Below are 10,724 nucleotides of genomic sequence, written 5' to 3'. Positions count from 1 at the left end.
GCTGGGTGTGTAAGCGTAGCGATACGTTGAGCTAACCAGTACTAATGAACCGTGAGGCTTAACCTTACAACGCCGAAGATGTTTTGGCGAAGAGAGATTGACATTCAGCTTGATTACAGATGACATCAGAACGCACAAAGCGGTCTGATAAACAGAATTTGCCTGGCGGCTGTAGCGCGGTGGTCCCACCTGACCCCATGCCGAACTCAGAAGTGAAACGCCGTAGCGCCGATGGTAGTGTGGGGTCTCCCCATGCGAGAGTAGGGAACTGCCAGGCATCAAATTGCAGTAAACCGGGATGAATAATCCGGGTAGTGACAAAGAAATTCGGTGGAGCGGTAGTTCAGTCGGTTAGAATACCTGCCTGTCACGCAGGGGGTCGCGGGTTCGAGTCCCGTCCGTTCCGCCACTTATTAAGAGCCCTGAGCATTATTGCTCAGGGCTTTTTTTTGCTTTGTTGTTTAATTATTGCTTTTTTAGCAAAAATCCTCTGCGTTTAACGATCTTTTTCTCGATCCTCTTACTGGTCATAATGGTTTTAGTTAGCCAATATTGATAAATAAAGAGGAAAATCATGACAATCCCTGCATTTGGTCTCGGCACTTTCCGCCTGAAAGACGATGTTGTTATCGCGTCCGTTAAAACCGCTCTTGAGTTGGGCTACCGCACCATCGATACCGCACAGATCTACGACAATGAAGCGGCCGTTGGTCAGGCGATTGCGGAAAGTGGCGTCGCGCGTGATGAACTGTTCATCACCACCAAGATCTGGATCGAAAACCTGAGCAAAGACAAGCTGATCGCTAGCCTCGAAGAGAGCCTGCAGAAGCTGCGCACCGATTACGTTGACCTGACGCTGATCCACTGGCCATCCCCAAATGACGCCGTGGCGGTTGAAGAATTCATGGCTGCGCTGCTGGAAGCAAAACAGCAGGGCCTGACGCGCCAGATTGGTATCTCCAACTTCACGATTCCGCTGATGGAGCGCGCTATTGCTGCCGTTGGCGTTGAAAATATTGCGACCAACCAGATTGAGCTGTCCCCGTACCTGCAGAACCGTAAGGTGGTGGATTGGGCGACAGAGCAGGGTATCCACATCACTTCATATATGACGTTGGCTTACGGTAAGGCACTGAAAGATGAAGTGATTGCTCAAATTGCGAAGAAGCACAATGCAACGCCAGCGCAGGTTATTCTGGCCTGGGCAATGGGTGAAGGCTATGCGGTGATCCCATCTTCAACCAAGCGTGAAAACCTGGCGAGCAACCTGCTGGCGCTGGATCTGAAATTAGATGCTGACGATAAAAAAGCAATCGCTGCACTGGATTGCAACGACCGCCTGGTAAGCCCTGAAGGTCTGGCTCCTGAGTGGGATTAACTACGTGATAAACCCAGTGTTACGGGCTACAACCCTCAAGTAGTCCGAATGGGGTAACATAACTCGGCCGGGCGCAACCCTCTGGTAGCCCGGCCGAGGCGTTTACGCCGACTCCGGGATCTCCCCATTGCCGCATTACCGGTTGTCTTTCACGTACTCGCTAAGAAAATCAATAAACGCCCTGATACGCGTACTTACCGCACGGTCACTGTAGTACACTGCGCTAAACGGCATCTCTACCGGCAACCGTTTATCGGCCAGCAGCTCAACAAACTCTCCGCTAGCAATTTCTTTATCCACCATATAGTCCGACAGACAGGCGATACCGTTACCGTGTAAACACAGCTGTTTAAGCGTCTCACCGCTGTTTGACGAAATTCCACCGCTAATCTCCATAAACTGGCCGTCACAGCAGTAAACGGGCCAGGTATTCAGCGAGGATGGTTCCGTAAAGCCCAGGCAAAGATGCTCTTTGAGGTCGACAACGTTCTCTGGCTTACCGTAGCGGGCGATATACTCCGGCGAGGCAATAATCTTTCTATAGCTACTAAACAGTGGACGGGCACGCAGACTGGAATCCGTTAAGGTTCCAGCGCGGATTGCGACATCCACTTTACGCTCTATCAAATTGATAAAGGTTTCGGAAGAGACCAGTGAAAGCGTCATTTCCGGGTAACGTTCACGGAAAGGCTTAACCAACGGCATCAGGAAGTGCAGCATCACCGGCGTGGCGGCATCCACGCGTAATAAACCCCGCGGTGTGTTACGCGTGTCCAGCAGTTCGTTCTCGGCCGCTGCCATCTCCTGCAGCACAACCTGCATGCGGCGGAAATAACGCTCTCCCTCTTCGGTCAGGCTCAGCTGACGCGTGGTGCGGTTAAGCAGGCTCACGCCGAGCTTTGACTCCAGCTTCTTCACCGCCCGGCTTACCGCAGAGTTGGCCTGCCCGAGTTGCTCAGCGGCACGGCTGAAGCTGCCGCTTTCCACTACCGCCACGAAAATGGCAATTTCTTCTGATGTTGCTCTCATTATTGCACCTGAAGCAAAATTCTATTGAGATTTTGAATATTTTTGTTATTTAAACACCCCGGCATACTACGTGTCATCTTAATACTGATGATGTGGAGTAAATTATGCCGCTGGCGCTTCTAGCCTTAACGATCAGTGCCTTCGCAATTGGCACAACCGAATTTGTCATTGTCGGCCTGGTGCCGACGATTGCTGAACAACTTGCTATCTCTCTGCCTTCCGCAGGGATGCTGGTCTCTATTTATGCCTTGGGCGTAGCCATCGGCGCGCCGGTCCTGACCGCGCTGACGGGCAAACTGCCGCGTAAACAGCTGCTGCTGGCGCTGATGGTGCTGTTTACCATCGGTAACCTGCTGGCCTGGCAGGCGCCAGGGTATGCCACTCTGGTCGTCGCACGCTTGCTGACCGGCCTCGCTCACGGCGTCTTCTTCTCCATTGGGTCGACGATTGCAACTAGCCTGGTGCCTAAAGAGAAGGCGGCATCGGCGATAGCCATTATGTTCGGCGGTCTGACTGTTGCCCTGGTGACCGGTGTACCGATGGGGACGTTCATTGGTCAGCACTTCGGCTGGCGTGAAACCTTCCTCGCCGTTTCTCTGCTCGGCGTGATTGCGTTGATTGCCAGCGCGGTGCTGATCCCGCGTAACATCCCAGGACGTGCGCCAGCAAGTCTTGCAGACCAGGTGAAAGTACTGACTCACCCGCGCTTGCTGATGATTTACGCCATTACAGCGTTAGGCTATGGCGGCGTCTTTACTGCCTTTACCTTCCTGGCACCGATGATGCAGGACCTGGCTGGCTTTACGCCGAACGCGGTGAGTTGGATCCTGCTGGGCTACGGCGTGGCGGTAGCGATTGGGAACATCTGGGGCGGTAAACTGGCGGATAAACACGGCGCAGTACCGGCACTGAAGTTTATCTTCGCGGCGCTGGCAGCACTGCTGTTAGTGTTTCAATTCACGGCATCAATTCAGTACGCGGCGCTTGCCACCATCCTTGTGATGGGTGTTTTTGCCTTCGGTAACGTACCGGGTTTACAAGTATATGTAGTGCAGAAAGCAGAGCAATACACCCCGGCCGCAGTAGACGTAGCCTCTGGTTTGAATATCGCCGCCTTTAACGTCGGGATTGCCATCGGTTCCGTGGTAGGTGGCCAGACGGTAGAGCATTATGGCCTGGCGCAAACGCCGTGGATTGGTGCGCTGATTGTGGTGGGTGCTCTACTGCTGACTGGCCTGAGTGGTCGCCTGGATAGGCCTGTACGCGTCGCACTCGGCTAAGGCTTAAGGGTAAGCGAGCGCTTACAGAAGTTCACGCAGCTTTATCACAAATAGCGTTGAAACCGTGGGCAAAAGCCCCTATAACAGAAGAACCTTCCTGGAATCAGGCGGGTTCTTTCGTTATTGAGGTTATAAAAGAAAGTGCGAAAAAATACCTACGCCATGCGCTATATTGCCGGACAGCCAGTGGAGCGAATTCTGCCTCCTCCCGGCGCTTATACCAGCATTAGCCAGGCACTCTCGGTGGGTAAGCCGTTAAGCACGGAAGAGAACATTCGCATCCTTGTGTGGAACATCTTTAAACAGCAGCGTGCTGAATGGCTGTCGGTGCTGAACAAGTTCGGTAAAGATGCCCATCTGGTCCTATTACAGGAAGCACAGACGACGCCTGAGCTGGTGAAGTTTGCGACTACTAACTATCTTGCCGCCGATCAGGTTCCCGCGTTTGCGCTGCCGCATCATCCCTCAGGAGTGATGACGCTGTCCGCAGCCCATCCTATATACTGCTGCCCATTGCGCGAACGCGAGCCGATACTGCGGTTAGCAAAATCGGCGTTAGTGACTGTTTACCCACTTCCCGACGCGCGCCTGCTGATGGTCGTCAATATCCATGCGGTTAACTTTAGCCTTGGCGTGGATGTTTATAGTAAACAGCTGATGCCTATTGGTGAACAGATTGCCCAGCATACTGGCCCGGTGATTATGGCGGGAGATTTTAACGCCTGGAGCCGTCCGCGTATGAATGCGCTATACCGGTTTGCTCGCGATATGTCGCTGCGCCCCGTTCGGTTTGATGATGACCAGCGCCGTCGCGCGTTTGGCCGCCCCTTAGACTTTGTCTTCTATCGTGGGCTAAGCGTGGCGGATGCCTCGGTTCTGGTCACTAAAGCTTCCGATCATAATCCGCTGATTGTGGAATTTAGCCCGGCTAAATAGGGCGAGAGAAATGAAAAAGGCACCGGGGGGAAACGGTGCCTTTTTTAATGGTTGCCTGTCAGGAATCAGGACGGTCGTTGTTTTTTACAAACAACGTCAGCTGATCGCCCGGCTGCAGATTGTCAGTATCGCGGTTCCAGCGCATCACATCTTTGATGTTCACGCCGTGGCGCTTGGCAATGCTCGAGAGCGAATCACCTTTGCGTACGCGGTACGTAATACTGCTGTTATCGGCAAGGCGCGCAGCGCTGCTGCCCGCACCTACCGTTAAGCTCTGACCGACTTTCAGACTGCTGCCACGCAGGTTATTCCACTGTTGTAGATCTTTCGCGTTCACGCCTAAGCGTGAAGCAATACCTGACAGCGTGTCGCCTGAACGCACTTTATAGCTACGGCTGGTCATCGGCGTGTTGTCAGCAACCAGCGTAGGCTGGAGGTCGGCAATCTCACCGGAGGCCAGGGATTCACGCAGCTGATCCGCATGCTTCTGTGGCACCATAACGTACTTCGGGCCGCTAGCGCCGAGCGTAGAGCCTTTGACGCCCGCATTAAAGGTCTTCAGCTTGCTGACGGGCATACCTGCCATATCGGCCAGCTGTGAGATCTCCACCGGGCTATCAATGCGTACTCGCGCCAGTGCACGGCTTTCATCTGCGGTAGGCAGACGAACGCCATAGCGTTTGCTGTTTTTGAGGATGTCGCTCAAAGCCAGCATCTTCGGTACGTATAATTTCGTTTCCTGAGGCAACGGCAGTGACCAGAAGTCGGTGGGTTTGCCACGGGCCTTGTTCACTTTCATCGCTTTCATTACACGGCCTTCGCCGCTGTTATACGCCGCCACGGTTAATAACCAGTCGCCGTCGAACATTTTGTTCAGACGCTGCATCATATCCAGTGCTGCCGTTGTGGAAGCAACAACATCACGACGTGCGTCATAACTGCGGGTCTGTTTCAGACCGTAATTTCGCCCTGTGCTCGGAATGATCTGCCAAATGCCTGCGGCATTAGCACCAGACGTTGCGTGCGGGTCAAAAGCGCTCTCCACTATGGGTAGTAATACCAGTTCCATCGGCATGTTACGTTTCTTAACTTGCCCGGCTATCCAGTACATATACGGCTCTGCCCGTAAAGTTACATCGTGGAGATAGCTCTTATTTCGTAAGTACTTCTGTTTCTGTTCGCGAACCCGGGCGTTATCCGGGATTCCCATCTTTAGCTCGTCGCCAATGTAAGCCCACAAATCCTGGTTCTGCATGTCGAATGTCCCATCGTCCATCCAACGTGCCTGATTTGCGAACTTACCTGCTTCCCCTTGACTAGCCGCAGAAAGGCTCTGTGCGTGCTGTTGGACGTTACCCTGCTGTGAAGCCTGGCAACCCACGAGCAGGACAGAGGCGAGTAATATCGCTTTTGCCTTCATGTGTGTGTCAATAGTTGCTTAAAAGACGACCGATGATAACGACGAACTTTCGAAAACGCAACCCGGAAGTATCAGAAGTTATCTTTCTTTGCCCGTAACCAGGCAAAACGCTGCTCAGATTGTAGCAACTTTGTTTCTTTCTCTATTTCATTAATTAAATCAATGTCATCCGTTCTTAAAAAGAGATTAATCTGGCGCTCTTTTTTCAGAGTTGTGGGGAGTGTTATTTGTTTTTTCGCACGTAACTCCTTCACTTCTCGATAGTATTCGTTAATGAACAAATCATGCGGTAAAACGCTCAGCGCGAAGGTCATATTGGAGAGCGTATATTCATGGGCGCAACAAATCAGCGTCTCTTCGGGCAGCATGTTAATTCTCTGCAACGACTGATACATCTGGGTTGGCGAGCCTTCAAAAAGACGCCCGCAGCCCCCGGAAAACAGGGTGTCGCCGCAAAAAAGCCACGGGGCGCTATAGAAACAGACATGTCCTAAAGTGTGGCCCGGCGTGGCGAAAACGTGAAAATCCTGGTTGAGGATGTGAATACGGTCGCCATCGGTCACTATTTTTGTTGCCCCTTTGTTGCGAGTCTCTTCGGGGCCATAAACATCAATATTCGGATAAGACTTAACGAGACAGCCAACGCCGCCGACATGATCGTTGTGATGATGGGTTAGCAGGATCGCCTCGGGATGCCAGTTATTCGCCTTGATCGCCTCAAGTACCGGCGCGGCATCGCCCGGATCGACGATCAAACAACGGCCCGTTTCATCATTAAGAACCCAGATGTAGTTGTCCTGAAAGGCCGGAATACTGTTAAGATTCATTTGTTACCTCTTAAACGCGTAGGGAAGGTTGTGATGAAACCGGCAAGGATACCTCAAACAGTCTCAGCGCCTGTCTCGTGGGCGCAAATGCCCTGGGGTGAATATTATCGCGAGGCTATTGATCGTCAACTGAAACCCTGGTTGGGCAAGCTGTACGGTTTTCACCTGCTTAAGGTTGGAAACCTCAGCGCAGAGATCAATACCGAAGCCTGCGCTATCTCTCATCAGGTCAATATTTCGCTGGAAGGCAACCCGATGCAGGTGAAGGCTGACCCTCTGCATTTGCCATTTGCGGAGAAATCCGTTGATGCCTGCCTGCTATCGCACACGCTGCCGTGGTGCAGCGACCCTCATCGCCTGCTGCGTGAAGCTGACCGTGTGCTTATCGATGATGGCTGGCTGATTATCACCAGCTTTAACCCAATGAGCCTGATGGGGCTGCGTAAACTGGTTCCCGTGCTGCGAAAATCGATGCCCTACAATAGCCGGATGTTTACTCTGATGCGTCAACTGGATTGGCTTGCGCTACTGAATTTTGAAGTGATGCACCAAAGCCGGTTCCAGGTACTCCCCTGGGCTAAACAGGGCGGGGCGCTGCTCAGCACTCATTTACCGGCGTTGGGCTGTCTGCAGGTGATCGTGGCGCGTAAACGGACATTTCCGCTTACGCTTAACCCGATGCGGCAGAATAAAGCCAAAAACCGCATTCAGCAGGCCGTAGGCGCGACGCGGCAGTATCGTAAACCGGACGCTTAAGCTTCCGGCTGATACCCAACATCGTCGTGCGTTGGTGAGTTGGCGGCCGTACGTGCCAGCTCATCGCAACGTTCGTTTTCCGGGTGGCCTGCATGGCCTTTAACCCACTCCCAGCGAATTTCATGTTTGCCGAGGGCCGTGTCCAGGCGTTTCCAGAGATCGACGTTTTTCACCGGCTTTTTATCCGCCGTTTTCCAGCCGCGTTTTTTCCAGTTGTGGATCCACTGGGTGATCCCCTGACGAACATACTGGCTGTCAGTGCTCAGAACCACGCTGCACGGCTCTTTCAGCGCTTCAAGCGCCATAATTGCCGCCATCATTTCCATACGGTTATTGGTGGTCAGACGGTAACCTTCACTGAAGGTTTTCTCCCGCTGCTGGTAGCGTAGAATGGCACCATAACCACCCGGACCTGGGTTACCGAGGCAAGAGCCATCGGTGAAAATTTCTACCTGTTTAAGCATCTCTGGTAGACTTCCTGTATCTGCAATCAAAGTTAAACGGCAAGTCTGACATAAATGACTGATATGAGCACTGCAATTACACGACAGATCGTTCTGGATACCGAAACCACCGGTATGAACCAGATCGGTGCCCACTATGAAGGCCACAAGATCATCGAGATCGGTGCCGTCGAGGTGATAAACCGTCGTTTAACCGGCAACAACTTCCATGTTTACCTCAAACCCGATCGGCTGGTGGATCCTGAAGCCTTCGGCGTTCACGGTATTGCCGATGAGTTCTTGCTGGATAAACCAACCTTTGCCGACGTGGCCGATGAGTTTATGGACTACATCCGCGGCGCGGAACTGGTCATCCATAACGCCTCGTTCGATATCGGCTTTATGGACTATGAGTTTAGTAAGCTCAACCGCGGTATTCCAAAAACCAATACCTTCTGCAAAGTTACCGATAGCCTGGCGCTGGCGAGGAAAATGTTCCCCGGCAAGCGTAACAGCCTCGATGCGCTCTGCTCACGTTATGAGATAGACAATACCAAGCGTACGCTGCACGGCGCACTGCTCGATGCCCAGATTCTGGCGGATGTCTATCTGACCATGACCGGTGGGCAGACCTCGATCAAATTCGCGATGGAAGGTGAAGCGCAGCAGCAGGCGGGAGATGCAGGTATTCAGCGTATTGTACGTGCGGCAAGTAAGCTACGCGTGGTTTATGCGACTGATGAAGAGCTGGCGAATCATGAATCCCGCCTCGACCTGGTGCAGAAAAAAGGTGGAAGCTGCCTCTGGCGGTCGTAAAACGGCTGTTTTTGCTGGGAAAATAAGCGTGTGGGCGATTTTTACAGCAAACGATTCAAAACCAGAGAAAAAGCGTTGACGGTTTGCTGGGGAATCCGTAATATTCGCCTCGTTCCCAAGGGAACACAGCGGAGCGGTAGTTCAGTCGGTTAGAATACCTGCCTGTCACGCAGGGGGTCGCGGGTTCGAGTCCCGTCCGTTCCGCCACTTTCAGGAAGCCCGAATCAGCAATGATTCGGGCTTTCGTCATTTCCAGCTCCTCACTTTTATTCTTCGCCCAGCATTTCCACCATACACTCCATAAACACCTGCATGGCAGGGCTAACGGCTTTCCCTGCATGGTGCGCGCAAAGGGCGTTAATCGTCATTGGCGTTGGGCTAAACGGGAGTTCCTGAAGAGCACCGCTTGCCAGTTCTCGCTCGACGGTAAAACGCGGTAGAAACGACACGCCCAGATTTCCCGCCACACACTGTTTAATGCTCTCAATACTCCACAGCTCAATGGTATTTCCCATGGTGATCGCCCGCTGGCGCAGCGTACTTTCAAATATCTGCCGAAAAATACACTGAGGCTCGTTAATCACAAAGCTCACCGGAATGTGCTGATCCTGGCGGGTGAAGTCGTAGCCATGAAATTCGGGGGATGCCACCAGTACCAGTGGTTGCTCGCCGAAATGACGTATCGTTAAGGCCCGATCGTTCCCAACCCGATAAAAGACCCCGAGGTCAACCTTATCATCCAGCAGCGCATCGCGAATGACGTAGCAGTTCAGCGATTGCAGCGACAGGTTCACCTGCGGCGCTAGCTGCTTAAAGCGCTGTAGCACCCGCGGCATTTTATAGGCCAGCAGGGTCTCGCCGGTCGCCACACGCAGTTCACCCGTCGGCTCGGCGTCCTGATGGGCCGCCTGGCGAATAGAAGAGATAACGTTGGTCAGTTCATAGACGTGCGGCAGGATGTTTTTACCGGCGGTTGTCAGGCACATCCGACGACCAATTTTCTCAAATAGCTGCATCGACAGCTCTTGTTCAAGCTGCTGAATATGAAAGGTAACGGTCGACTGGGTGCCGCAGAGTTTTTGCGACGCGCGGAGAAACGAACCCTCTTCCACAACGGTTTTCAGCGTAATAAAGCGGCGTAAATCCATCATGACCTCATATATCGATAAATTCGAATTCTAAATTGGAAAATATTCATTTTTTTAAATAATTGGCTTCGAGTACTGTCAGGCAAAACTAAGGAGATAACAAGTGACTTCAACCCTGATAAGTGCCTTTTTTACCTATACCCTGATCACCGCACTGACCCCTGGACCGAACAATATCCTGGCGCTTAACGCCGTTACTACTCACGGTTTTCGACAGAGCTCACGAGTGCTGGCTGGAATGGGAACGGGCTTTTTAACCATTATGCTGCTGTGCGCGGGGCTGACCTTTTCCCTGGTCAGGCTCGACCCAGCGATGACGCACTGGCTGAGCATTATCGGCGCCGCGTATATCGTCTGGCTTGCCTGGCGTATCGCCATGAGCGCACCGGGTGGTAGTGATGCCAGCCTGCCACCGGTTAGTTTCTGGGCCGGCTGCGGGCTACAGTTTGTGAATGTGAAAATTATTCTTTATGGCATTACGGCACTGTCGACTTTTGTGCTGCCCTATACGCGAGAGTGGCATTGGGTTGTGGGGGTGAGCATTTTACTGGCGGCGATCGGGATATTTGGCAACGTCTGCTGGGCGCTGGCGGGGCATCTTTTTCAGCGGGTATTCCAGCGTTATGGCCGCCAGCTTAACTGGGTGCTGGCGGCATTATTGATTTACTGCGCGGTGCGGATGTTTGTTTAA

The 10,724-nt window shown here is 52.7% G+C and carries 10 protein-coding genes, 2 tRNA genes, 1 rRNA gene and 1 pseudogene; 9 read left to right on the top strand and 5 right to left on the bottom strand.

From position 1 onward, the window contains the following. Window positions 1–161: 161 nt before the first annotated feature. The 3 genes from rrf to dkgB all read left to right on the top strand — a co-directional run bounded on the left by rrf (window position 162) and on the right by dkgB (window position 1,378). Window positions 162–277: ribosomal RNA gene (gene rrf, locus ACLGE8_RS04045) — 5S ribosomal RNA — on the top strand. 55 nt (window positions 278–332) lie between these two features. Next, a tRNA-Asp gene (locus ACLGE8_RS04040) sits at window positions 333–409 on the top strand. Window positions 410–574: 165 nt separating this feature from the next. Further along, complete coding sequence (gene dkgB / locus ACLGE8_RS04035; protein ID WP_410996620.1) at window positions 575–1,378, top strand: 2,5-didehydrogluconate reductase DkgB; 804 nt, start codon at window positions 575–577, stop codon at window positions 1,376–1,378. Window positions 1,379–1,513: 135 nt separating this feature from the next. Here dkgB and yafC read toward each other — a convergent pair whose 3' ends face one another. Next, window positions 1,514–2,407: a DNA-binding transcriptional regulator YafC gene (gene yafC / locus ACLGE8_RS04030; RefSeq protein WP_410996619.1), complete on the bottom strand. Its 894-nt coding sequence runs from the start codon at window positions 2,405–2,407 to the stop codon at window positions 1,514–1,516. A gap of 104 nt (window positions 2,408–2,511) precedes the next feature. On the opposite strand from yafC, the gene ACLGE8_RS04025 reads away from it, so the two are divergent. Beyond that, window positions 2,512–3,687 (top strand): MFS transporter, encoded by a 1,176-nt coding sequence (locus ACLGE8_RS04025; RefSeq protein ID WP_410996618.1) that lies wholly within the window; start codon window positions 2,512–2,514, stop codon window positions 3,685–3,687. 141 nt (window positions 3,688–3,828) lie between these two features. Then, window positions 3,829–4,623, top strand: a complete 795-nt coding sequence (locus tag ACLGE8_RS04020; RefSeq protein WP_410996617.1) for an endonuclease/exonuclease/phosphatase family protein — start codon at window positions 3,829–3,831, stop codon at window positions 4,621–4,623. 58 nt (window positions 4,624–4,681) lie between these two features. Here the strand turns inward: ACLGE8_RS04020 and mltD are convergent, their stop codons facing one another. Further along, complete coding sequence (gene mltD / locus ACLGE8_RS04015) at window positions 4,682–6,043, bottom strand: murein transglycosylase D (protein ID WP_410996616.1); 1,362 nt, start codon at window positions 6,041–6,043, stop codon at window positions 4,682–4,684. 71 nt (window positions 6,044–6,114) lie between these two features. Then, a complete protein-coding gene (gloB, locus tag ACLGE8_RS04010) occupies window positions 6,115–6,870 on the bottom strand; it encodes a hydroxyacylglutathione hydrolase (protein WP_410996614.1) in 756 nt (251 codons plus the stop codon). Window positions 6,871–6,903: 33 nt separating this feature from the next. Between gloB and ACLGE8_RS04005 the strand changes: the two genes are divergently transcribed. Next, window positions 6,904–7,626 (top strand): class I SAM-dependent methyltransferase, encoded by a 723-nt coding sequence (locus ACLGE8_RS04005; RefSeq protein WP_410996612.1) that lies wholly within the window; start codon window positions 6,904–6,906, stop codon window positions 7,624–7,626. On the opposite strand, the pseudogene rnhA reads toward ACLGE8_RS04005, so the two are convergent. Beyond that, window positions 7,623–8,200, bottom strand: a pseudogene (gene rnhA, locus ACLGE8_RS04000) (ribonuclease HI). The gene ACLGE8_RS04005 and the pseudogene rnhA overlap by 4 nt on opposite strands. Between rnhA and dnaQ the strand changes: the two are divergent. Both dnaQ and ACLGE8_RS03990 read left to right on the top strand, forming a co-directional pair. Further along, window positions 8,154–8,885 (top strand): DNA polymerase III subunit epsilon, encoded by a 732-nt coding sequence (dnaQ, locus tag ACLGE8_RS03995; protein ID WP_220438188.1) that lies wholly within the window; start codon window positions 8,154–8,156, stop codon window positions 8,883–8,885. The pseudogene rnhA and the gene dnaQ overlap by 47 nt on opposite strands. A gap of 130 nt (window positions 8,886–9,015) precedes the next feature. Continuing rightward, window positions 9,016–9,092, top strand: a tRNA-Asp gene (locus tag ACLGE8_RS03990). Window positions 9,093–9,151: 59 nt separating this feature from the next. On the opposite strand, the gene ACLGE8_RS03985 is transcribed toward ACLGE8_RS03990, so the two are convergent. Continuing rightward, on the bottom strand, window positions 9,152–10,033 hold the full coding sequence (locus tag ACLGE8_RS03985) for a LysR family transcriptional regulator (RefSeq protein ID WP_410996639.1): 882 nt from the start codon (window positions 10,031–10,033) through the stop codon (window positions 9,152–9,154). A 103-nt stretch (window positions 10,034–10,136) separates the two neighbouring features. Between ACLGE8_RS03985 and eamB the strand changes: the two genes are divergently transcribed. Beyond that, window positions 10,137–10,724: a cysteine/O-acetylserine transporter gene (gene eamB, locus ACLGE8_RS03980; RefSeq protein ID WP_410996610.1), complete on the top strand. Its 588-nt coding sequence runs from the start codon at window positions 10,137–10,139 to the stop codon at window positions 10,722–10,724.

Source organism: Kluyvera sp. 142486, assembly GCF_046569695.1.
Taxonomy (GTDB): Bacteria; Pseudomonadota; Gammaproteobacteria; order Enterobacterales; family Enterobacteriaceae; genus Kluyvera.
Note: the sequence above shows the minus strand (reverse complement) of the source record. Positions and strands in the feature narration are given on the sequence as shown.

Coding starts and splice junctions, on each gene's coding strand:
- ACLGE8_RS03985 (WP_410996639.1), bottom strand. CDS start 10,033: ATGGATTTACGCCGCTTTATTACGCTGAAAACCGTTGTGGAAGAGGGT.
- gloB (WP_410996614.1), bottom strand. CDS start 6,870: ATGAATCTTAACAGTATTCCGGCCTTTCAGGACAACTACATCTGGGTT.
- dkgB (WP_410996620.1), top strand. CDS start 575: ATGACAATCCCTGCATTTGGTCTCGGCACTTTCCGCCTGAAAGACGAT.
- dnaQ (WP_220438188.1), top strand. CDS start 8,154: ATGAGCACTGCAATTACACGACAGATCGTTCTGGATACCGAAACCACC.
- yafC (WP_410996619.1), bottom strand. CDS start 2,407: ATGAGAGCAACATCAGAAGAAATTGCCATTTTCGTGGCGGTAGTGGAA.
- mltD (WP_410996616.1), bottom strand. CDS start 6,043: ATGAAGGCAAAAGCGATATTACTCGCCTCTGTCCTGCTCGTGGGTTGC.
- ACLGE8_RS04005 (WP_410996612.1), top strand. CDS start 6,904: ATGAAACCGGCAAGGATACCTCAAACAGTCTCAGCGCCTGTCTCGTGG.
- ACLGE8_RS04025 (WP_410996618.1), top strand. CDS start 2,512: ATGCCGCTGGCGCTTCTAGCCTTAACGATCAGTGCCTTCGCAATTGGC.